Raw genomic sequence first — 22,328 nt, forward strand, 5'->3', positions numbered from 1 at the left:
AAGCTCTTGAGCCTTGAGGTCCATCTGGGATGGAGACCGCCGGTTAAACTAAAGTTTGAACTGGTCACCCAGATAGACCTCTCTAACCTTTGGGTTGGCAAGGATATCACTTGGGGCGCCGCTTGCGATAATAAATCCTTCACTGACAATATAGGCGCGTTCACAAATATCCAAGGTCTCGCGCACATTATGATCTGTAATTAAAACGCCGATGCCGCGCTTTTTGAGATGCTCAATAATCTGCTTGATATCGTTGACGGAAATAGGGTCCACCCCGGCGAATGGTTCATCCAGCAGGACAAATTTTGGCTCTGTGGCCAGCGCGCGAGCGATTTCCACGCGTCGACGTTCGCCCCCTGAGAGGCTCATGCCAAGGCTTTTGCGAATATGGGTGATGTGAAACTCCTGTAGCAGTTCTTCCATTTTTAGTTTGCGCTCCTTGCGGCTGAGATCTGCTCTGGTCTCAAGGATGGCGTAGATATTGTCCTCCACTGACAGCTTTCTGAAGACCGATGCTTCCTGTGGCAGATAGCCGATGCCCTTGCGCGCTCTCCCGTGCATAGGCAGGCCAGTGATTTCCGCTTCGTCAATGAATACGCTGCCTTTGTCGCTGGGGATCAGTCCTACCACCATGTAAAAGCAGGTGGTTTTTCCTGCGCCGTTAGGTCCGAGGAGGCCAACGATTTCGCCGCTGCGAATTTCAACGGACACATCTTTTACAACAGGCCGTTTTTTGTAGGCCTTGGCCAGATTTCTGGCAGTGAGGGTGCTCATTGTTTATTAGATTTGGGCGGATGATAGATGATTTCAACCTGCTCGGTTTGATTGCCCGATGAGGCTCCCTTTGCCGTGACTAAACGCTTGTCTGTGAAATAAATGATTTCTTCGCCTTCCACTGAGCTGTTGTCCTGAAGAATGCGCGCATGGTTACGCATAACGACTTTACTCTGGCTGCGGTCATAGTCCATGTTTTCTGCGTAAGCGTGGGTTTCAGTTTGTTTTTCTTCGTCAAACTGCACCAAATGAGCAGGCTTGCCGGTTGCTTGGAAGCGACTGATGCCATTGTCATCGGTGTATAAAATGACTTTGTCCGCCTCAATGCTGGATTTGCCTTGGGTAATGACGACATTGCCAATATAGGTGTCGATGCCTTTCTGGCCGTCTCTCTCCCAGCGACCGGCTTTGATGCGCACTGGTTCATCGCTGCCGTTAAGAAGGTCCAAAGCATGGCTTAACGGGGCGAAAATAAAGCCCAGCAACAGCGCCACGGTGAATAGTTTACTTGGGTTGTGCATAAACGCCGGTTACCTGAGAAAGTAATACAATAAGCTTTTTATCAATGTCCGCCTCCATTCCGACAGCGGTTAACTGATTGATATTTGAAGTTATCTTAACGGGTTGATCGGTGCTGATAAAGCGTGACTTGTTGTTGTAGTCAAGCGCTTGCGTTTGCATGAGAATCGGCGCGCCGTCGTTGGATGCGCCATTTACCTCTACATCTCCACGCAGTTTCAAGGTGTCCTGCTTGATAAGCAGTTCGCCCTCCAAAGACTCTACATGCCAGCTTTTCTCCCCTTGCTGGAAGATTTCCAGGTTGGGGCGCGTCAGTACGCCAGTGTCCGTATCGGGGTAGTGCTTCGCCAGTTGGCTTTGCAGGCGGCTGGTGAGTGCGCCTTCTTTGTTGTAGGTGGTGTAAACCGCGTTGATGACAAATGCGTCAGGCTCGTCTTTCAGGAGTGACTCTTCCTCGAAGAACGGGGCGCTTGCTTCGTCCTGATAGGCGACTAGATAAAAAACCAGAAACGCCGCCAAAGCCGCGTAGAGCCACTTGCTGTATTGTCTGAACAGTTCTGTCATGAAGTTATAAATAGGCTTCCAAGGAGGTGTGGAGCAGGCCTTTGGCCGCAAGAATCATATCGCTTACTTCCCTGACTGCGCCTTTGCCGCCTTGGGCGGAGGTGCAGTAGGCGGCATGTTGGCGAACAAACCAGTGACCGTTCGGCACAGTAACGCCAAATCCGCAGCTGCGAATCGCCGCAAGATCAGGCAGGTCGTCGCCAATATAGGCGCATTCATTCAGCTCCAAACCAAGCTTGTCACGAATTTCATTGAGCCCGACAAGTTTGTCTTCGCGGCCTTGCAGTAACTCTAAAATGCCCAGGTCGCTGGCTCTTTTGGCGACCATGGCTGACTTGCGGCCGGTGATGATGGCGACGGTTACTCCAGCTTTTTGCAATAGTTTGACGCCAAGTCCGTCGAGTATGGAGAACGGTTTGAATTGCTCGCCAGATTCGCCGAAGTAGAGAGTCCCATCCGTCAGAACGCCGTCTACGTCCAGGGCCAAGAGTTTAATCGGCTGTAAAGCCAGGATCTGTTGTTCGGTCAACGACGGCGACATCAAATGACTCCTGCGCGTAGCATATCTTGGGTGTTGAAGGCGCCGATGACTTTATTGTCAGCGTCGACGACAGGCAGGGCGTTGATCTTTTTCTCTTGCATCAACCCCAGGGCTTCTGCGGCGAGCATGTCTTTGGTGACAGATCGGCAGTTTGAGGTCATGACTGTATCAATGGCGCTGCTGCGTATATCAATGTTTTTGTCTAAAGTGCGACGTAAATCTCCGTCAGTAAACACGCCTAGCAGCTTGTCATTCTCATCGACAATACAGGTCATTCCCAGACCTTTCTGTGACATCTGCAGTAACGAATCACTTAGTGAGGCGCCTGATTTGACAACAGGAACAAATTCGCCCGTATGCATGATGTCGGATACCTTTAGAAGTAGTCTGCGTCCCAAAGCTCCGCCAGGGTGCGAGAATGCAAAATCTTCCGCTGTAAAGCCGCGTGCTTCCAGCAGCGCTATCGCCAGGGCGTCTCCCAATACGAGACATACAGTGGTGCTGGAAGTGGGAGCGAGGTTAAGGGGGCAGGCTTCTGTGACGACACTGGCGTCGATGTTGGCTTCTGCGATTTGAGAAAGTGTGGAGTTTGGGTTGCCGGTCATACTGACCAACGGCACGCCCATGCGTTTAAGTAGCGGTAGTATGGTGACGATTTCCGCGGTATTTCCCGAATTGGATATCGCCAGAACGACATCTTTGGGGGTTACCATTCCCAGGTCGCCATGGCTGGCTTCTCCTGGGTGAAGAAAAAAGGAAGGGGTGCCGGTTGAAGCAAGAGTGGCGGCAATTTTATTGCCTATATGGCCTGATTTTCCCATGCCTGTCACTACAACTCTCCCTTCGCACTCTAGCATCAGGTCGCACGCTTTGACAAAAGCCTCATCTATGCGGTTGGTTAGCGCTTGAATAGCTTCAAGCTCCATTTCAATTGTGCGTTTGGCGGCTTTTATATATTCGTGATCGTGGTGGCTCATTAATGCAGCGTTCCAGAGTCGGTTTGTTGGAGTGTCAGCTTGGCCGCAGACAGGTGTAAAGTTTTATCATGAGCGGCGAGGCTTGCGTATTATACGACGCTCGGGGGCTGCTGCAACTTACCGGGAAAGATGTGGGCAGTTAAAACATCTTCTGATATATTCCGCAGCTGTTTAGGCTATTTTTGGCAGAAACGCTAAAGCCGCCGTAAGGTTATGTTTTTAGGATGCTTAATGCTTCCAGGAAGGGGGCGTTTACGCGGACTGGGCGATTAAGGTGATTTTAGATGACGCGAAACCCCTCCAATTACGTGGAAGTCAGGGGGCTTACCTTCGCCAGAGGCGACAGGCTTATCTACGATAACGTAGACATCGATATACCCAAAGGCAAGGTCACCACCATCATGGGACCCAGCGGTACGGGCAAGACCACTCTACTTAAATTAATCGGCGGCCAATTGAAGCCCGACAAAGGCGACATTTGGGTGAACGGCTTTAATGTGCCGAAGCTGAAGCGCAAGGAGTTATACGAGTTGCGCGAGCGTATGGGGATGTTGTTCCAATCCGGCGCGCTCTTTTCTGATCTCAGTGTCTTTGAGAACGTCGCATTCCCTTTGAGGATTCACACCCAGCTACCGGAAGCAATGATTCGGGATTTGGTGCTGATGAAGCTCCACGCAGTGGGGTTGCGCGGCGCACGTGATCTGATGCCAAGCGAACTGTCCGGCGGCATGGCGCGTCGTGTGGCGTTGGCGCGGGCTATCTCTATGGACCCGGAAATGGTGATGTATGATGAGCCTTTCACAGGTCAGGATCCTATCGCTATGGGCGTTATCGTCCAGTTGATCCGCTTGCTTAATGATGCTTTGGGGCTGACCAGCGTGGTGGTGTCTCATGATATTCAGGAGTCATTGAGTATTACCGACCATCTGTGCATAGTCGCCGACGGTAAGGTGATGGGGCAGGGAAGTCCTCAGGAGTTGCGCTCCAGCGGGAATGCTTTTGTTAAGCAGTTCCTCAATGGATTGCCGGATGGGCCGGTGCCTTTCCATTTTCCCGCGACAGATTATGCGGAGGATTTATTACGGGGAGACCAGGATGCTGGATTTTCTGCAAAGGCTTGGTAGAAATGGCCTGCTTTCGCTCGGCGCCTTAGGTCGGGCGGGAATTTTTTTGGTGGGGTCGTTACTGGGCGCTCCACGCATGAAAGGTTTGCCGCTAGTACTCAAACAGCTTTACTCCGTCGGCGTCCTATCGCTGGTGATTATTGTCGTCAGTGGTCTGTTTATAGGCATGGTGCTTGGCCTACAAGGTTACAACATTCTAGTGGACTATGGTTCAGAGCAGGCTATTGGCCAGATGATCGCCTTGACGCTGGTGCGTGAATTGGGGCCGGTAGTGACGGCGTTATTATTCGCCGGACGCGCCGGTTCTGCGCTGACAGCTGAAATTGGGTTAATGAAGGCGACGGAGCAATTATCCAGTCTGGAGATGATGGGGGTCGACCCGTTGCGGCAGATTATTGCCCCGCGGCTTCTAGCTGGATTTATCGCTATGCCCTTGTTGGCCATGATATTTAGCGTTGTGGGCGTCTGGGGCGGTAAAATGGTGGGGGTGGAATGGCTCGGCGTTTATGAGGGGTCGTTCTGGAGCAATATGCAGGCGTCTGTGGACTTCTCCGATGACATTCTCAACGGGATTATCAAGAGCATTGTGTTCGGCGTCGTGTGTACCTGGATCGCCGTTTTTCAGGGATATGATTCGGTACCTACTTCTGAAGGCATCAGCTCTGCGACCACCAAAACAGTTGTTTACTCATCGTTAGCGGTGCTGGGACTGGATTTTATTTTGACCGCCGTAATGTTTGGAGATTTTTAATATGCGGATTCGTACGCTGGAGATATCTGTAGGGGCGTTCATCGTCGCCGGCATTGGGGCGTTGTTCTTATTGGCGCTTGAAGTGAGCGGGTTGTCGCTGAGTCCTACGCAGGATACCTACAAGTTATATGCGGAATTTACTGATGTGGGTGGGTTGAGGGTGCGGGGTAAAGTGTCCTTGTCCGGCGTCACTATCGGGCGCGTCAACAGTATTGCATTGGATCCCAAGTCGTCCAAGGCTGTTGTGGAAATGGATATTGATGCGGATGTGAACTATCTGAGTGCGGACAGTGTCGCAGTTATCAGTACCGCAGGCCTCTTGGGGGAAAAGTATATTAATGTCTCTATTGGTGGGGACGAGGAAGCCCTAAAGGACGGAGACTTCTTTTATAGTACGCAGGGCGCGCTAAATTTAGAGAAGCTGATAAGCGACTTTGCGACCAGCAAGTAGGTCGCTGTATCTCTGAATTCAAAATAAAGTCGTGAATTTTGGTTAGTGCTAGTCAGGCAAAGAAACAGTTAGGCAATTTACATGATGTTAACAGTGAAGAATATTGGGAGTGTGTTTGCAGTCATGGCGATGATGGCGTTTGCTGTTGTGGCGCAGGCCAACGCACAGCAAGACGTTTTTGGCGTGGTGCAGGACAGCACTAAAATGCTGGTTACCAAGCTGCAATCCGAAAAGCAGACTTATTACGAGAATCCACAAAAATTTTATGGCGTGATGCAAGATGCGCTTGAAAATCTGGTTGATTTTGACCGCATTGCCGCACGGGTAATGGGGCGATATCGCAGAGAAGCCAGTGATGAGCTGAAAGAAAAGTTTGTTGGAGTGTTCAAAAAGAGCTTGTTTGACGCATACGGCAAAGCGCTGGTGGAGAGTGGCGAGTTTAAAGTCAACGTATTGACTGCCACCATCAATCCAAGAGATGAGGGGCGTGCAAGTGTGGATTTGGAAGTGATCTCTGCATCTGGCAACAAGTATCCGGTTATCTATTCGATGTATAGAAATCGCGACAATAAATGGTTGCTGGAGAATGTCATCGTAAATGGCGTGAATATAGGCCTTGCATTCAAGGACCGCTTTGAGCAGCAAGTTAACGTGCATAATGGCGACATCACCAAAGTTGTAGATAGCTGGTCCAGTCGGATCGAAGAAGATGAACTGACTAGCGAGGCGAAGTAATGTCGGCAAGATTGACCTGCACCAGGGATGAGCAATCCAGAGAAACGGTGCTGAGCATTTCTGGAGCGGTTGATCTCTCCTGCGTGACTGACTTATTGGCTGAGGGCGAAAACTCTGTACGGACGACAGACGCCTCTTCGCCGCTGCGCATAGATGTGTCTCTCGTTGAGAATGCGCAAAGCGTATTGATATCGTTATTGCTGCGATTGGTTGCGGCGGCGGAGGCCAAAGAGCTAAACGTCAGTGTGTCAGGGCTGTCCGGCAAGATGTTTGATATTGCGCGTGTTAGCGGCGTTGAAACTGTTTTGCCGCTGGCGGACGCGCCAGACTGACTTGTAAATATCCCTCCAGTTAAGCAATTTGCGGCTGTCGCTGCAAATTGTTTCCAATCCATAACTTGGGCCCAGCCCCTGCTTGGGTTAAAATGCCTCGTTTAGTTCAGCCAACGAATAACGAGGAGTGGGCGCATGCAACCCGAAGCATTGCAAGAAATTTTGCAAGAAAAGCTGTCCGACTGTGAAGTCCGTGTAGAAGGTGATGGCTATCATTATCAGGTTGTTGCCGTCGGCGAACGTTTCGCCGGCCTTACTCCCGTCAAAAAACAGCAAGCGGTGTACAGCTGCATCCATGATCTGATCGCTGACGGCACCGTACACGCTGTTTCTATCAAAACATACACTCCCGATGAGTGGGCCGCCGCGAATAAATAATTCGTTTTCCAACCCAGGTAAGTTTAATGGACAAATTATTGATCGGCGGTAGCAAACCGCTTAATGGGGAGATTCGTATCTCCGGTGCGAAGAACTCCGCATTACCCATCCTTGCTGCGACGTTGCTGGCGGATGAGCCCGTCACTATCGGCAACCTGCCGCATCTTAACGACATCACCACCATGATTGAGCTGTTGGGCCGCATGGGCGTTGAGCTGATGATCGACGAAAAAATGTGTGTGGAAGTGCACGCCAATACTATCAAACATTTGACTGCGCCCTATGAGCTGGTAAAGACCATGCGGGCATCCATTCTGGTGCTGGGGCCAATGCTGGCTCACTTTGGCGAGGCGGAAGTTTCATTGCCGGGCGGTTGCGCTATCGGCAGCAGACCCGTTGATCTGCATATCCGCGGTTTGGAGGCCATGGGCGCCGATATTCTGGTCGAAGGCGGCTATATCAAAGCAAAAATCAATGGTCGCTTGAAAGGCGCGCATATATACATGGACACTGTGACGGTAACCGGTACAGAAAACCTCTTGATGGCGGCGACGCTGGCGGATGGTAAGACGGTAATTGAAAACGCCGCGCGTGAACCGGAAGTCATAGACTTGGCTGAGTGTTTGATTGCAATGGGCGCGGATATTCGTGGTCATGGCTCTTCTACGATTGAAATTAACGGCGTTGAACGACTACATGGCTGCCGCTACAACGTATTGCCGGATCGAGTGGAGACCGGGACTTATTTGGTCGCCGCCGCGGCGACTCGTGGTCGGGTCAGAGTAAAAGACACTCGCGAAGACATCTTGGAAGCGGTTCTGTTGAAGCTGGATGAAGCCGGCGCACATATCAGCACAGGTCCAGACTGGATAGAGCTGGATATGAAAGGAGCCCGGCCGAAAGCTGTCAACCTGCGCACGGCTCCTTACCCTGCTTTCCCAACTGATATGCAGGCGCAGTTCGTCGCCATGAATACCGTGGCGGAAGGTACGGGAGCTATCGTTGAAACCGTATTTGAAAACCGCTTCATGCACGTGCAGGAACTGCGCCGCATGGGGGCGAAGATTAAGCTGGAAGGCAATACTGCTATCGTGGAGGGAGTAGAGTCTTTGACCGGCGCTCCGGTAATGGCGACAGACTTGCGCGCTTCCGCCAGCTTGGTGATCGCTGGATTGGTGGCGGAAGGGGATACCCTTGTAGACCGCATTTACCATATTGACCGTGGTTATGAGTGTATTGAAGAAAAAATGCAGTTATTAGGCGCGAAGATTCGTCGGCTGCCGGGCTGAAGCAATTCACCAATATCCGGAATCCTGTAATGAGTGCGATCATCACCATTGCCCTGTCCAAGGGGCGTATCCTGGAAGATACCCTGCCGCTGTTGGCGGCGGCCGGTATTGAGCCAGAAGACGATATCAAGAAAAGCCGTAAACTGATCTTCACCACCAACCAGCCCCATGTGCGGCTGGTTGTGTTGCGCGCCACAGACGTCCCAACATACGTACAGCATGGTGTGGCGGATTTGGGGGTCGCAGGTAAGGATGTGCTGATGGAGCACGGCTATGATGGCCTTTATGAGCCGCTGGACCTCAAAATCGCCACCTGTCGTCTGATGACGGCGGCGATGAAAGGCGCGGCGCCTAAATCGGGGCGTATCAAAGTGGCGACCAAGTTCGTCAATATCGCCAAGCGTTACTACGCAGGCAAAGGCATCCAGGCTGACATCATTAAGTTGTATGGCGGTATGGAATTGGCGCCGCTGATGGGGCTGGCGGATGAAATTGTAGATATTGTCGATACGGGCAATACCCTTGTGGCCAACGGCTTAGAGCCGCGCGAGAAAATATGCGACATCAGCTCCAGGCTGATTGCCAACAGCGCCTCCATGAAAATGAAACACGCCAGTTTACAGCCAATACTCGACAAGCTGGCGCAGGCGGTGGGCGCAGAATGATTTTATGCGCCCTTGCTTGAGCAGAGGGTGTTGTGGGCGAATACTAATGAAGTAGCGAATGAGGCGAACTGCAGATATGCGTGAGTTAGATAGCAGTCAGGCGGATTTTAAGTCGCAACTGGAAGCTTTGCTGGCTTTTCAGGAAGACGACAGCGCGGAAGTGAACCGCGTTGTGGAGGGCGTGTTGAAAGATGTGCGCGCTCGCGGTGATGAAGCGGTGTTGGAATATACAAATCGCTTTGATCATATGAATGCAACGTCAATGAGCGCTCTGGAAATTCCGCATCATCGCATGCAACAGGCTCTCGCCTCTATTAGTCCTGAATTGAAAAGCGCGCTGGAAAGCGCCGCCGAGCGTATCCGTCGTTACCATGAGAGGCAGGTTCAACCCTCCTGGATCTATAAGGAGGAAGATGGAACCGTCTTGGGGCAGCAGGTTGTTCCCTTGGATCGCGTTGGCATTTATGTCCCGGGCGGCAAGGCCGCTTATCCCTCTTCAGTGCTTATGAACGCGATTCCCGCGAAAGTGGCGGGGGTCGGCTCCATTATCATGACTGTGCCGACGCCGCGTGGCGAAGTGAATGAGTTGGTGCTTGCCGCAGCGGCGGTGGCGGGCGTCGATCGGGTATTTACCGTCGGTGGCGCCCAAGCCGTGGCGGCCCTGGCTTATGGCACGGAAACAATTCCCAAGGTCGATAAAATTGTCGGTCCCGGCAATATTTACGTGGCGATGGCCAAGCGTATGGTGTTCGGAACTGTTGGCATCGACATGATTGCCGGCCCTTCGGAAATCTGCGTGGTCTGCGATGGCGGCACGGATCCGGATTGGATCGCTATGGACCTGTTCTCGCAGGCGGAGCACGATCAGGATGCGCAGGCGATCCTCATTTCTTCTGACGCGGCCTGCCTGTCTGCGGTGAAAGCCTCAATCGAGAAGCTGCTGCCGGGTATGGAACGTAAAGATATTATTTCCGTGTCTTTAAAAGAGCGAGGCGCTTTTATTAAGGTCGCAGATCTTAAAGACGCAGTTGAGGTGGTTAACCTTATCGCGCCTGAACACTTGGAGCTGTCGGTTGCTGATCCTGATGCGTTGTTACCTGATATCAGGCATGCCGGCGCCATATTTATGGGGCGTTATACGGCGGAAGCTTTGGGAGACTATTGCGCGGGACCGAACCATGTGTTGCCGACCTCTGGAACCGCACGCTTCTCGAGCCCTTTGGGGGTATATGATTTCCAGAAGCGTTCATCATTGATCAATTTTTCCAGTCGCGGAGCCTCTGACGCCGGGCGCATTGCTTCGGTGCTCGCGCGTGGCGAAGGGCTGACCGCCCATGCTCGATCCGCAGAGTATCGCATAGTAGAGGAATAGGTTTATGTCCGTTAAAGACAGAATTACCCGGTGGGTGCGCCCTGAAGTTCAGGCGCTTTCCGCCTATCACGTTGCGGATGCTACAGGCCTGATCAAATTGGATGCAATGGAAAATCCTTTCGACTTCCCCGCTGCATTAAAGGCTGAATTAGGCGCGGATTTGCGCGATGCGGCCATTAACCGCTATCCAGATCCTGATGCTGGCCCCATCAGGGCGGCGTTAAGGGGGCTCTATAGCTTGCCTGCTTCTGTGGATATGCTGTTTGGCAACGGCTCGGACGAAATCATCCAGATTCTCGCGATGGCGGTAGCCGGACCTGGACGGACAATACTCTCCGTTGAGCCCAGCTTTGTCATGTATAAGATGATTGCGACATTCATCGGCGCTGAATATGTGGGCGTTCCGTTGGATGATGACTTCCAGATAGACGCTCAGACGACGCTGGACGCGATCAAACGTCATCAGCCTGCACTGGTTTTCATTGCTCAACCTAATAATCCGACAGGCAACCTGTTTGATGATGAAACGCTGCGCCAGATTGTTGCCGCAAGCCCTGGGTTGGTGGTGATCGATGAGGCGTACACGGCTTTTACCGATGCAGACTATATGACCTGGATCAGCGAATACGACAATGTTGTGGTGATGCGTACGTTCTCGAAGGTTGGGTTGGCAGGGTTGCGTTTCGGTATGCTGTTTGGCGCGCAGGAATGGATTGAACAACTGAATAAAGTGCGCCTTCCATACAACATTAACTGTCTGACGCAAAACGCTGTGTTGACCGCTATCCGGCATTTTCCCGAGTTCGTGAAGCAAACAGAAGCGTTGCGGGAGCAGCGTAGCTGGTTAAGCGCCCATCTTGGCGATGTGGCAGGCGTGACAGTCTATCCTAGTGAGGCGAACTTTATTTTGGTGCGTGTCGACCTGTCGGCCAAGTCTGTCTGCAACGAAATGAAAAAACGCGGTGTTTTGATTAAGTTGCTGGATGGCGGCCATCCCAAGCTCGCCGGATGTCTGCGTTTAACGGTTGGGAGCCGTGAAGAAAATGAGGCTATGCTGAAAGTGCTGTTAGAGGCTTTGGAGGCGGTAAGGGGGTAACCTCCGGTTAATCCCCTTCATTGCCTGCGCGCTGTTGTAAGGTGGCGGTTAGATTTACAGACTGGCCACGCCTGAACACAGTAAGCTTAATCTGATCCCCAGGTTTGTTGTGTGAAACAAAGTCTCTAGCCTGTTGTGACGTCCTCATTGGCATGTCGTTGATCATCAAAAGCACATCGCCAGCTTCCAACCCTGCTTTATTGCCTGGGCTGTCTGGTTGGACTCCTGTTATCAGTAATCCATTGGTATCCGTAAGACCAAAAAAATCCGCCTCATGACGAGCCAGCTCATGCATTTCCACCCCTAAATATCCTCGAATCACACGCCCGTACTGGATTAAGTCCTGAGCTATCGCCATGGCTGACTGCGCAGGAATGGCGAAGCTGATACCCTGATAACCACCAGTGGTTGAGAACACTGCGGTGACGATACCAACCAGTTCGCCCTTGGCGTTAATTAGGGCGCCGCCAGAATTCCCCGGGTTGATGGCGACATCTGTCTGAATGTAGTTTTCATAGGTGGCCAGTCCCAGGTTAGATCGTCCTAAGCCGCTTATGATGCCTTGCGTCACGGCTTGGCCGACGCCAAACGGGTTGCCGATCGCCAGTACGATATCTCCCACTCTGGGTTGAGATTGGCTGACCGGAATTGGCTGAAGTCCGTCCTGTTTGGGCTTTAGTACGGCGAGGTCTGCTTCGCTGTCCAAGCCTACGATTTCTGCGGGAGTCTCCCGGCCATCAGACAGCATGATCTTAATCAGTTCCGTGGACTTGACTACATGGTAATTGGTCAGGATGTGGCCTTGTTTATCAATAATGACGCCGGAACCGAGTCTGCTTAGCGTGGGCTCGGGTGGCGTAATATTTTTGGAATAATTGGAAAATAAAGGATTGTTCCAAATAGCATCGGACAGCGCAGGATTGGGTTCTTCGCTGTAGATATTGACGACGGAAGGCAGCGTGTGCTCAACGGCGTCGGCGAATGAAGTCAATGCCGGTTGGGGTTGTAGCGTCGGATGCTTCATAAAAAAGAGATAAGCGCCGGCGGCTAACAAACCAATTGCCACGGCGATTCCATAGGCTGCTAACTGTCTCATTTTTCTCGTTCTTTGGCGGCACTGGCGCGGAATGTTAACATAACTGCAACGATGGAGGAGTAGGCCATGACTGATATCTCAACAATAATGACACTGCTGAACAACTGGTTACAACCGGACCGGGTCAGGGACTACTGTCCTAACGGTTTGCAGGTGGAAGGACGCACGAGCGTTCGCAAGATTCTGTGCGGCGTTACGGCCAGCGAGCAGTTGTTGGACGCCGCGATTGAGCAAGGCGTTGATGCGGTGCTGGTGCACCACGGTTATTTCTGGAAGGGCGAGAGCGCGGCTATTGTTGGTATGAAGCGCAGACGTATCGCCAAACTTTTACAGCACGACATTAACCTGATCGCCTACCATCTTCCGCTGGACATTCACCCAGACTATGGCAATAACGCCGCTTTGGCTACGCACCTGGGCTTTTCTGTTGAAAGCAGGGTCAAAGCAGGGGATGTGGAAGGACTGTTGTGGCAAGGTGCATTGCCTCAGCCGATGTCAGTCAGCGACCTGTCCGAACACCTTGCTAACCGATTGCAGCGCACGCCTATGATTGTTGGCGGCGACCCTGGCCGAGTGGTCAGCACTGTCGCCTGGTGTACTGGCGGAGCGCAAGGTTTTATTGACCAGGCAGTAAGTTTGGGGGTGGACGTTTATTTGAGTGGCGAAATTTCGGAGCAGACTGTGCACAGCGCGCGCGAGCAGGGCATTGTATATGTTGCGGCGGGGCATCATGCTACAGAGCGTTATGGCGTGCAGGCGCTTGGTAAAGCGCTTGCTGACAGTGTCGACGTGGAAGTGAGATTCTTCGATGGCGATAACCCGGCTTAACCGGATTATCGCGCATGGAAGCGGAATTAATATTTCTCGCTTTCAGAAGCGGCTTCTGGTGGGTTATGCGAGCGGCTTTCGAACCCATAATCCTCTGATAGAGTGCCTTTTTCTTTCGGGTCCGCTTTGGGGGCATAATCCCGAGGCGGTTCAAAGACCGACTCTTCCTCAGCTTTGCTCTTACCCTCTTTACGCTTCACGGATAGCGAAGGCGTAGCGGACGACACCAGCGATTTAAACTCGCTGTCGCTGCACAGGCGCTCTGCGCCGACAGCCAGATGATTGAATATATCGCGATAGTTGGCGTTGAGTTTGCCTAGCATCTCCGCCGTACGAGAGAAGTGCTCAGCGACTTCCGCTTGATAGCGGGTGTGTTGATCTTGCAGATGATCGATCTGGCGTTCCAAACGCCGGTTTTTAGCGGTTTCAGAGTGCAACAGCTTGTGCAGCAGAACGCCCAGGCCTAAACCGACCAGAAAAGTTACCGCCGCTATAACAATGGTAGATCCCATAATTCTTTCAACACTTAAATTTGCAAGGAATTGTGAACCGGAGGAGTGAGGTAGTATACCGACAAAAGCGCTTCGATTTCCATTGCTGGCGGGTAGCTTTTGGTCGCACTGGACCCTCACAACGACGCGGTATGTGAAGGGATCGGGAATATCCCTTACCCGTGTAGTCAATATGTTAAGAAAAAGGCAAAATAAGCGCGCAATTTCGGCCAACTATAATTAGTTGGCGACTTGAATATCATTTATCAGTGAGGCGAGTCAGGCAGTGACGACTCCTATTGAAAAGTATCGACAAGATCTCGAACGCCAGGATTTTTCCTATGACCCCGCGCAGGAAATGGCGGTTGAGAAGCTGCAGTTGTTGTTTGAGCGCTTGACGGCGGCGGAAAGCAAACGTCTTCAGGCCAGCCGTATGCAACGTCTGGCGCGGAAAATCGGACTGACGAAAGCAGATATGACACCCGAGAAAGGCTTGTACTTCTGGGGGGGCGTTGGGCGTGGCAAGACCTACCTGATGGACACTTTTTATGAGTGTCTGCCTTTTAAACGCAAAATGCGCGTGCACTTTCATCGCTTTATGCAGAGGGTGCATCAGGAATTGAAGCAGCTTAAAGGGGAGAAGAACCCGCTGGAAATTGTTGCTGATCACTTCAGCCGTGACGCTCGGGTTATTTGCTTTGATGAATTTTTCGTCACTGACATCGGCGACGCCATGATTCTCGCCACCTTACTTGAGGCGTTGTTTGAACGGGGCGTTTCGTTGGTGTGCACTTCCAATATCGTGCCTGACGGTTTGTATAAGGACGGTTTGCAACGACAGCGATTCCTACCTGCGATTGCTTTATTGAATCAGCATACAGAAGTGGTGAATGTCGATGGCGGTACGGACTATCGCCTGCGTACGCTGCAACAAGCGGAGTTATATCATTATCCTTTGGATGACGACGCTCAGTTGAGTCTGACGCACAGTTATGAGCGTTTGGCCGTGGAAGCAGGGGCTCATCAAACCGATATTCTGATTAATGGTCGCAAACTGAACGCGATACGTCGGGCGGATGACGTGATCTGGTTTGATTTTAAAGAATTGTGCGACGGCCCGCGCAGTCAGAACGATTACATAGAACTGGCGCGTGAATTTCATGCCGTACTGGTAAGCAACGTCCCGGTGCTTGAGGCTAACAAAGAAGATCAGGCGCGGAGATTTATTAACTTGGTGGATGAGTTTTATGATCGCCGCGTAAAAGTGATTATTTCCGCCGCCGCTGCTATTAATGAAATATACCAGGGCGAACGTCTCAGGTTCGAATTCGAAAGAACAGAGAGCCGATTGCTGGAAATGCAGTCTCAGGAATACTTGGCGTCGCCGCACCGCCCATGATATTTCTCTACAGCGACAAGGGGCCGAAATAAGCCCCTTGTCATATGAAATGAGCTTTATCTGATCAGATAAGCTCAATGGCGACTGCAGTTGCTTCGCCTCCACCGATACAGAGCGCCGCAACGCCGCGCTTTTTGCCTAGACGCTTCAAAGCATGCATTAGGGTGATAATGATTCGTGAGCCGGTTGAGCCAACAGGGTGACCCTGAGCGCAAGCGCCGCCGAATACATTGACCTTTTCTCCGTCCAAGCCCAGTTCCTGAATCGCCAGCATGGTCACCATGGCGAAGGCTTCGTTGATTTCAAACAGATCTACTTCATCCTTAGACCAGCCCGCTTTCTGCAGAACCTTTTGAATGGCGCCAATAGGAGCGATGGTGAATTCTGAAGGGGCTTGGGAATGAGTGCTGTGGGCGACGATTTTGGCGAAAGGCTTCGCACTACGACGCTCTGCCTCCTCGCGGCTCATTAATACCATGGCGGAAGCGCCGTCGGAGATAGAGCTGGAATTGGCGGCAGTGATGGCGCCGTCTTTCTGGAAAGCGGGTCTTAATGTGGGGATCTTTTCAAGATTGGCTGAGCCTGGCTGCTCGTCATGTTCTACCAGGATATCTCCTTTACGCGTCGATACTGTGACGGGAACAATTTCATCCTTCAGCGCGCCGGTTTCAATCGCCTCTTGGGCCAGCTTCAGCGATCTGATGGCGAAATCGTCCATGCGTTCGCGGGTGATGCTGAATTTGCCTGCGACTTCCTCTGCGAATGAGCCCATCAGGCGCCCGGTTTTGGCGTCCTCCAGTCCATCAAGAAACATGTGGTCTTTTACTTCGCCATGACCCATGCGGTAGCCTGAACGCGCCTTTGGCAACAGGTAAGGCGCATTGCTCATGCTTTCCATGCCGCCGGCGATCATGATTTCATTGGTCCCGGCGACGATCAGATCATGCGCCAGCATGGCGGCTTTCATGCCGGACCCGCACAGCTTGTTTATGGTGGTGGCGCCCGTCGAGTTGAGGATGCCGGCGTCCAGCATGGCCTGTCTTGCAGGGCCCTGTTTCAAGCCTGCGGGAAGAACGCAGCCCATGATGACTTCTTGTATGTCGTCAGGTTGCAGGCTGGCGCGGGATATTGCTTCTTTGATAGACGCTGCGGCTAGTTCCACAGCAGTCAATGAGCTTAGGGAGCCCTGAAACCCGCCCATTGGGGTTCTGGCTCCCGACACGATCACAACCTCTCTCGCATTCATGTTTTTCTCCTATTGTTTTTGGTGTGTTTCTCTTGTTTTTTGCTGACGGCGTAGCCGTCCGACCTTGATTTCATCATGTCTCGCTTACGTTGCAAATGCAACGTGAGGGCGCGGGATAGTTTTTCGTTAGGGCAAAGTACAAATAGGTGGGTTACGAGATAAATTTTGCGACCTGTTTAGCAATTCTTATATGACATGAATACAGTAAAAAATACCCGTGTTAAAGCGGGTCGAATTTGGTACTCGTTTGCTGCCTGAAAATCCTGAATAAAAGCCATAACTTTCTTATTTTTTCATAACTTGCGTTTTTTATTTAGACTATTGGTGAATCCGGGCTATTGCGTCTATAGTGTATGAGACTTTCATCGTAGAAGATCTCGCCGTGTTTTCACGTCTTTTACATCTTCTAGGGGTCGATAATAAAACAAACAAAAATTGGGTTTACACAGAACGTCTTCCTGCATGGCATGAAGATCTAAGAAAAATAACGGAGTAGCGTTCGATGATAAATAAAAATAAACGTTGGCGTCAGTGGACCAAATTGCCGTTGGCCGCCGCAGTGGCGGCGACAATCTCTGCTCCGGCACAGGCGTTTCAATTTTATCTGGGCGACATTGAAGGCTCGCTGGACACCACCCTCACCGCCGGGGCTAGCTGGCGGATATCCGATCGCGATAAGAACCAGTTGAGTCCTGGCAACCAGGGGCGCTGTGAAGGCGCTAGCTGCGCAGGGCCCTACTCAGATGCCGCTTCCTCTCACAATAGCGACAACGGCAACTGGAACTTTAAGAAAGGCGAGACTTACTCAAAAATTATCAAGGGCACCTCTGATTTAATGTTGCGCTATGGCGACTACGGCGGCTTTACGCGTTTGCGCTACTTCTACGACAAAGAGTTAATGGATGAAGGCCGGGCGTATGATGAAGTCGGTCAGACACGGCCATTGAACGATCAGGCGTTGGAGCAGGCGGGCGCAGACGTGCGCTTTCTTGACGCGTATGTTTGGGGTGACTGGTACTTTGGCGATACGCCAGTGAACGCTAGATTGGGACGGCAGGTAGTCAGTTGGGGGGAAAGCACATTTATCCTTGGCGGCGTGAATATTATCAATCCGATAGACGCCTCAGCCGCTCGGGCGCCAGGGGCCGAAGTCAAGGATGTATTGCTCCCAGTCAATATGTTCTATACATCGGTGGGCTTAACTGAAGACCTTACAACAGAGTTCTTTTACCAGATTGAATGGGAGAAAGCCGAAGCGGACCCTTGCGGAACTTTCTTTTCCAATAGCGACTCAGGTCCTGATGGTTGTGGTGGAATTAATACTCTGGCTCAGTTTCCTGAATCACAGGTAATTAATCTTGATGCTGGTACTGGCGCTTTAGTGAATGAAAGGCTTGGAGACCGGGAGGCTGATAATAACGGTCAATACGGTTTGGCGGTGCGGTGGTATGCCGCTGATCTAGGGGATACTGAATTTGGTTTTTATTACATTAATTACCATAGCAGACTGCCATACGCCTCATTCGTTAAAGGAGAGGGCGCAAGCGGCGTCGGCGCCAAATACTTTATAGAGTTCCCTGAAGATATACAGCTTTTTGGCGTCAGCTTTAATACCAGCACGGATAATGGCTGGTCTATTGGGGGGGAGTTAACCTACCGCCCAAATTTGCCAATTCAGAGAAATACTTTTGAACTGACGGCCGCAAGTAAGAATCAGCCTTACAGCGCTTTTTACGATGCTGACGATTCCGCTGGCGATGTTATACAGGGTTATGAAGAGTTCGCGGTAACGCAAGCTCAGGTAACCTTTATCAAGTTTATCGATCAGGTCCTCGGAGCAAGCAGGCTGACATTCGTTTCTGAAATTGGAGCGGTGTTTGTGCATGACTTGCCAAATGATTCCCGCTTAGGTCGGGACAGCACCTATGGTACCGGGCCGGTTGTCAACGATTCAGAAGCAAGCTGCGACGATGTAAATCTCAATCCTTCCTTTTGCGAGAATGAAGGTTTTGTTACTGACTTCTCCGCGGGCTACCGTATGCGTTTCACCTTGGATTATCCCAATGTGTTTGCAGGCATTAACCTAGAGCCGACATTAGCGTGGAGTCACGATGTTAAAGGTTACGCGCCGGAGCCTGGAGCGCCTTTTAAAGAAGGCTCTAAAGCGGTAGGCCTGACTCTGAAGGGCGTCTATCTGAACAAGTACTCCGCCTCCATTGGCTACACCAACTTCTTCGGGGGCGAGCCGTACAATTACCTCAATGACCGGGACAATGTTTCTGCAAGCGTATCGGTATCATTTTAGGGTTTAGACAAGTTATTTAAGGTTTATGAGGTAGCCTCAATGAGATTGAATGCAATAATAAAACTCAGCGCTTTAGCGTTGGCGATATCGTCTTCTTTCGCTTGGGCCAAAGCGCCAGCGGGTGAAGCAGCTAAATTGGGCGATACATTGACGCCCATCGGTGCGGAAAAAGCCGGTAATGCTGATGGAACTATTCCAGCCTGGGATGGCGGGTTAAAAACAATTCCTGCTGGTTACGACGGCGTCGATTACATTAATCCTTTTGCGGCTGAAAAGCCCAAGTTCGTGATAAGCGCGTCCAATGCGGATCAGTATAAAGATAACCTGTCCGCCGGCCAGATGGCGATGCTGAAGAAATACCCGGGCAGCTACAAGATCAAGGTGTATCCCACCCATCGCACCTCCGCCTATGAGCAAAAGATCTATGATGCGGCGAAGCACAACGCGACTTCTGTAGAGTTGGTGGCGGACGGCAACGGCATCACCGACTACCAGATGGCGGTAGCGTTTCCTATCTTGAGCGGTAGCTCGTCCGATCAGGCCAAACAGATTATTTGGAACCACATCACCCGTTGGCGCGGCGGATCTTTGAGTCGGCGCGTGGCGCAGGTAACGCCTCTGGCTAATGGAGACTTCACGCCAGTTATTTTTTCTGAGCAACTAAGTTATGTGAGTTCGTTGTCTGACTATAAGTCCGGCGCTGACCCCAACGTTATTTTCTATTTCAAGCAGGAAATAGAGTCCCCCGCACGACTGGCGGGCAACGTATTGTTGGTGCATGAAACCCTGAATCAGGTGAAGGAGCCTCGTCGCGCCTGGATCTATAACGAAGGCCAGCGTCGCGTGCGTCGCGCCCCTCAGGTCGCCTACGACGGTCCTGGCACCGCTTCAGACGGCCTGCGCACCACGGACAACTTCGATATGTTCAACGGCGCGCCGGACCGTTATGACTGGAAAGTGCTGGGCAAGAAGGAAATTTATCTGCCCTATAACGCATACGACCTGAGCTCGAAAAAAGTGAAGTATTCTGAGCTCGTACAGCCTGGCCATTTGAATCAGGAGATGGCGCGTTACGAATTACACCGCGTATGGGTGGTTGAGGGCACTCTGAAGCCCGGCTCCAGACATATTTATGCGAAACGCGTCTTCTATGTTGACGAGGATACTTGGCAAATCGGCCTGGCGGATCATTACGACGGCCGTGGCGAGCTGTGGCGCGTTGCGGAAGGGCACCATGTTTACTTCTACGATCAGAAGATTTCCTGGTTCTCCGCAGAAGTCTTATATGACCTGCTTTCCGGGCGCTATCTGGCTCTGGGTTTAACCAATGAAGAACCAAAGGGGTATGAGTTCAATTTGGAAGCCAGCTCTCAGGACTTTACTCCCGCAGCGTTGAGACGGTCGGGAAGAAAGTAAGCGCGTCACACGTGGTATGAGGCAGCTTCAGAAAAAGGAGGGGCATCCCTCCTTTTTGGTTGGAAATCTAAAACCACCTCCTATGGAGGTGGTGATCGTCGTGTAGGCTCTGCCTTAAAGTATGGCCCATGCTAGATACTCTCGTTTGTTACCAGCAAACGAAGGAGTAAAAAGCATGAGCCGATATGAATCCGCTTCGCACGTATTCTATCGCTGTCAGTATCACATTGTTTGGACGCCGAAGTATAGGTACAAGATATTGAAGGGAAATGTTGGCAAGGAAGTATATCGAAGCATTTATGTATTCTGCCGAATGAAGAACTGTAAGGTGGTGGAGCTGAATGTTCAGATTGACCATGTTCACTTGGTCGTGAGGACGCCTCCAAGTGTGAGTGTTTCAGAGTTGATGGGAGTACTGAAGGGAAGGACGGCAATTAGATTGTTTAATAAATTTCCCTATCTAAGAAAGAAGAAGCTCTGGGGTAATCATTTTTGGCAGCGGGGTTACTTTGTGGATTCGGTAGGGGCCAATGAGGAAATAATCAGAAGGTACGTCCGATATCAAGACAAGGTTTCGAAAGAAGAAGCGGAACGTCAGCTGGACCCTGTAAATAATTCTGTGTATCTGCCTGGTTATTAAAGATACTCCGTTAAGCGATCTTCGAACTCGATCATAAATCGGTTCAGCGCTGACTTCCAATTCCTGATCGGCATCGTCCATTTCTTCGACGCAGCCATGATCGCCAGATAGACCACCTTCCTCGCGGAATCATCCGTGGGGAACAGCTTCCGTTTCTTGATCACTTTCCTAATGACGCTGTTAAGGGAGTCAATGGCATTGGTCGTGTAGATGGCCCTGCGAATGTCTTCCGGGTAGCGGAACAGAGTGTTGAGGTTCTCCCAGTGAAGCCGCCAGGATCGGCTGATCTGGGGATATTTCTCATCCCATCGTTCGGCAAACCTGTCCAGCTCTGAGAGGGCTTCCTCCTCGGTGGCCGATTGGTAGATCCGCTTCAGATCTGTTGTGACCGGCTTATAGTCTTTCCACGGCACATACTTCACCGCATTGCGCACCATGTGCACGATACAGAGCTGTATCTGGGTTTGGGGATACACGGTATTGATCGCTTCGGGGAAACCCTTCAGGCCGTCCACACAGGCGATCAGAATGTCCTTCACGCCCCGGTTCTGCAACTCGGTCAGCACATTCAGCCAGAACTTCGCCCCTTCGGTTTCCGAGAGCCACATCCCTAGCAATTCTTTGTGGCCTTCCAGGTTGCCCCCCAGGGCCAGATAGATCGCTTTGTTGATCACCTGCTTGTCCTGGCGGATCTTCACCACAATGCAGTCCAGGTACACGATGGGATAAACCGCATCCAGAGGACGAGACTGCCATTCCACCACCTGCTCAATCACGGCATCCGTGACTTTGGAGATTAAGGTGGGAGAGACATCCGCGCCATACATTTCCTTGAAGGTGGCCACGATCTCCCGGGTGCTCATGCCTTTGGCGTAGAGGCTGAGAATCTTGTCATCCATGGTGGTGAAACGGGTCTGCTGCTTCTTGACCAGTTGAGGCTCAAAGCTGCCCTGACGATCTCGGGGAGTGTTAACTTCAAACTGACCGTCCTCGGTACGGAGGGTCTTGCTGGAATAGCCATTTCGGGTATTGTCTGAATTTGAAGATTGATGTTTCTCGTATCCCAGATGCACATCCAGCTCTGCATTGAGCGCGGCTTCCACGGTCGCCTTGGTAAGCATCTGACGGAACTCGTTGAGATCCTTTTCTGTTTTCAGAGATTTGGCTGCCTCACGGGCAAATGCTTCTAATTCTTTCTGGTTCATTGTCTACCTATCCTTAACCCCGCTATAGGGTACTAGTGATAGGCAGATACACAAATTAAATTACAGTCTCGTCAGCTGCTGCTGGATGTAGATTGATACAAAGCCCCCTTATAGGGGGCTATAAGCAAAGCCAC

The 22,328-nt window shown here is 51.5% G+C and carries 24 protein-coding genes; 15 read left to right on the forward strand and 9 right to left on the reverse strand.

Annotated elements, in window-relative coordinates; genetic code table 11:
* Positions 1–48 precede the first annotated feature (48 nt).
* The 5 genes from lptB to O5O45_RS01400 are packed head-to-tail and all read right to left on the reverse strand — an operon-like array spanning position 49 to position 3,375.
* Positions 49–774, reverse strand: a complete 726-nt coding sequence (gene lptB, locus O5O45_RS01380; protein ID WP_305903516.1) for an LPS export ABC transporter ATP-binding protein — start codon at positions 772–774, stop codon at positions 49–51.
* The gene (lptA, locus tag O5O45_RS01385) at positions 771–1,295 is read right to left on the reverse strand and encodes a lipopolysaccharide transport periplasmic protein LptA (protein ID WP_305903517.1); all 525 of its coding nucleotides are present in this window, start codon (positions 1,293–1,295) and stop codon (positions 771–773) included. The genes lptB and lptA overlap by 4 nt, the downstream gene beginning before the upstream one ends.
* The gene (gene lptC, locus O5O45_RS01390) at positions 1,279–1,857 is read right to left on the reverse strand and encodes an LPS export ABC transporter periplasmic protein LptC (protein WP_305903518.1); all 579 of its coding nucleotides are present in this window, start codon (positions 1,855–1,857) and stop codon (positions 1,279–1,281) included. The genes lptA and lptC overlap by 17 nt, the downstream gene beginning before the upstream one ends.
* A 4-nt stretch (positions 1,858–1,861) precedes the next feature.
* Positions 1,862–2,398 carry a KdsC family phosphatase gene (locus O5O45_RS01395; RefSeq protein WP_305903519.1) on the reverse strand — a complete coding sequence of 179 codons (537 nt, stop codon included), beginning with the start codon at positions 2,396–2,398 and terminating at the stop codon, positions 1,862–1,864.
* On the reverse strand, positions 2,398–3,375 hold the full coding sequence (locus O5O45_RS01400; RefSeq protein ID WP_305903520.1) for a KpsF/GutQ family sugar-phosphate isomerase: 978 nt from the start codon (positions 3,373–3,375) through the stop codon (positions 2,398–2,400). Before O5O45_RS01400 ends, O5O45_RS01395 begins: the two co-directional genes overlap by 1 nt.
* A 284-nt stretch (positions 3,376–3,659) precedes the next feature.
* Between O5O45_RS01400 and O5O45_RS01405 the strand changes: the two genes are divergently transcribed.
* From O5O45_RS01405 to hisC, 10 genes are all read left to right on the forward strand, one after another.
* Positions 3,660–4,499 carry an ATP-binding cassette domain-containing protein gene (locus tag O5O45_RS01405; protein ID WP_305903521.1) on the forward strand — a complete coding sequence of 280 codons (840 nt, stop codon included), beginning with the start codon at positions 3,660–3,662 and terminating at the stop codon, positions 4,497–4,499.
* A complete protein-coding gene (mlaE, locus tag O5O45_RS01410; protein ID WP_371747933.1) occupies positions 4,471–5,250 on the forward strand; it encodes a lipid asymmetry maintenance ABC transporter permease subunit MlaE in 780 nt (259 codons plus the stop codon). The genes O5O45_RS01405 and mlaE overlap by 29 nt, the downstream gene beginning before the upstream one ends.
* 1 nt (position 5,251) lies before the next feature.
* The gene (mlaD, locus tag O5O45_RS01415) at positions 5,252–5,701 is read left to right on the forward strand and encodes an outer membrane lipid asymmetry maintenance protein MlaD (RefSeq protein WP_305903523.1); all 450 of its coding nucleotides are present in this window, start codon (positions 5,252–5,254) and stop codon (positions 5,699–5,701) included.
* Between the two features lie 81 nt (positions 5,702–5,782).
* On the forward strand, positions 5,783–6,436 hold the full coding sequence (locus O5O45_RS01420; protein ID WP_305903524.1) for an MlaC/ttg2D family ABC transporter substrate-binding protein: 654 nt from the start codon (positions 5,783–5,785) through the stop codon (positions 6,434–6,436).
* The gene (locus O5O45_RS01425; RefSeq protein ID WP_305903525.1) at positions 6,436–6,768 is read left to right on the forward strand and encodes an STAS domain-containing protein; all 333 of its coding nucleotides are present in this window, start codon (positions 6,436–6,438) and stop codon (positions 6,766–6,768) included. Before O5O45_RS01420 ends, O5O45_RS01425 begins: the two co-directional genes overlap by 1 nt.
* 135 nt (positions 6,769–6,903) lie before the next feature.
* Positions 6,904–7,146 (forward strand): BolA family protein, encoded by a 243-nt coding sequence (locus O5O45_RS01430; protein ID WP_305903526.1) that lies wholly within the window; start codon positions 6,904–6,906, stop codon positions 7,144–7,146.
* 26 nt (positions 7,147–7,172) lie between these two features.
* Positions 7,173–8,435, forward strand: coding sequence for a UDP-N-acetylglucosamine 1-carboxyvinyltransferase (gene murA / locus O5O45_RS01435; RefSeq protein ID WP_305903527.1), 1,263 nt, complete (start codon positions 7,173–7,175; stop codon positions 8,433–8,435).
* Positions 8,436–8,464: 29 nt separating this feature from the next.
* Complete coding sequence (gene hisG / locus O5O45_RS01440; protein ID WP_305903528.1) at positions 8,465–9,100, forward strand: ATP phosphoribosyltransferase; 636 nt, start codon at positions 8,465–8,467, stop codon at positions 9,098–9,100.
* Positions 9,101–9,176: 76 nt separating this feature from the next.
* Positions 9,177–10,472 (forward strand): histidinol dehydrogenase, encoded by a 1,296-nt coding sequence (gene hisD / locus O5O45_RS01445; protein ID WP_305903529.1) that lies wholly within the window; start codon positions 9,177–9,179, stop codon positions 10,470–10,472.
* 4 nt (positions 10,473–10,476) lie between these two features.
* Positions 10,477–11,568, forward strand: a complete 1,092-nt coding sequence (gene hisC, locus O5O45_RS01450; protein ID WP_305903530.1) for a histidinol-phosphate transaminase — start codon at positions 10,477–10,479, stop codon at positions 11,566–11,568.
* 7 nt (positions 11,569–11,575) lie between these two features.
* On the opposite strand, the gene O5O45_RS01455 is transcribed toward hisC, so the two are convergent.
* Positions 11,576–12,664 carry a S1C family serine protease gene (locus tag O5O45_RS01455; protein WP_305903531.1) on the reverse strand — a complete coding sequence of 363 codons (1,089 nt, stop codon included), beginning with the start codon at positions 12,662–12,664 and terminating at the stop codon, positions 11,576–11,578.
* Between the two features lie 66 nt (positions 12,665–12,730).
* Here O5O45_RS01455 and O5O45_RS01460 point away from each other — a divergent pair, with 66 nt between their 5' ends.
* Positions 12,731–13,492 (forward strand): Nif3-like dinuclear metal center hexameric protein, encoded by a 762-nt coding sequence (locus O5O45_RS01460; RefSeq protein ID WP_305903532.1) that lies wholly within the window; start codon positions 12,731–12,733, stop codon positions 13,490–13,492.
* Between the two features lie 26 nt (positions 13,493–13,518).
* Here O5O45_RS01460 and O5O45_RS01465 read toward each other — a convergent pair whose 3' ends face one another.
* Complete coding sequence (locus O5O45_RS01465) at positions 13,519–14,004, reverse strand: Z-ring associated ZapG family protein (protein ID WP_305903533.1); 486 nt, start codon at positions 14,002–14,004, stop codon at positions 13,519–13,521.
* Positions 14,005–14,269: 265 nt separating this feature from the next.
* Here O5O45_RS01465 and zapE point away from each other — a divergent pair, with 265 nt between their 5' ends.
* Positions 14,270–15,382, forward strand: a complete 1,113-nt coding sequence (gene zapE / locus O5O45_RS01470) for a cell division protein ZapE (RefSeq protein ID WP_305903534.1) — start codon at positions 14,270–14,272, stop codon at positions 15,380–15,382.
* A 64-nt stretch (positions 15,383–15,446) separates the two neighbouring features.
* On the opposite strand, the gene O5O45_RS01475 is transcribed toward zapE, so the two are convergent.
* Positions 15,447–16,628: a thiolase family protein gene (locus tag O5O45_RS01475; RefSeq protein ID WP_305903535.1), complete on the reverse strand. Its 1,182-nt coding sequence runs from the start codon at positions 16,626–16,628 to the stop codon at positions 15,447–15,449.
* Between the two features lie 502 nt (positions 16,629–17,130).
* On the opposite strand from O5O45_RS01475, the gene O5O45_RS01480 reads away from it, so the two are divergent.
* The 3 genes from O5O45_RS01480 to tnpA all read left to right on the forward strand — a co-directional run bounded on the left by O5O45_RS01480 (position 17,131) and on the right by tnpA (position 20,989).
* Positions 17,131–18,933, forward strand: coding sequence for a DUF1302 domain-containing protein (locus tag O5O45_RS01480; RefSeq protein ID WP_305903536.1), 1,803 nt, complete (start codon positions 17,131–17,133; stop codon positions 18,931–18,933).
* Between the two features lie 39 nt (positions 18,934–18,972).
* The gene (locus tag O5O45_RS01485; RefSeq protein ID WP_305903537.1) at positions 18,973–20,349 is read left to right on the forward strand and encodes a DUF1329 domain-containing protein; all 1,377 of its coding nucleotides are present in this window, start codon (positions 18,973–18,975) and stop codon (positions 20,347–20,349) included.
* Positions 20,350–20,524: 175 nt separating this feature from the next.
* Positions 20,525–20,989, forward strand: a complete 465-nt coding sequence (gene tnpA / locus O5O45_RS01490; RefSeq protein ID WP_305903538.1) for an IS200/IS605 family transposase — start codon at positions 20,525–20,527, stop codon at positions 20,987–20,989.
* Here tnpA and O5O45_RS01495 read toward each other — a convergent pair.
* On the reverse strand, positions 20,986–22,194 hold the full coding sequence (locus O5O45_RS01495) for an IS256 family transposase (RefSeq protein ID WP_305903539.1): 1,209 nt from the start codon (positions 22,192–22,194) through the stop codon (positions 20,986–20,988). The two genes, tnpA and O5O45_RS01495, sit on opposite strands and share 4 nt — an antisense overlap.
* Positions 22,195–22,328 lie beyond the last annotated feature (134 nt).

Origin of the sequence: Hahella sp. HNIBRBA332, assembly GCF_030719035.1 — a bacterium.
In the GTDB taxonomy this organism is placed as follows: Bacteria; Pseudomonadota; Gammaproteobacteria; order Pseudomonadales; family Oleiphilaceae; genus Hahella.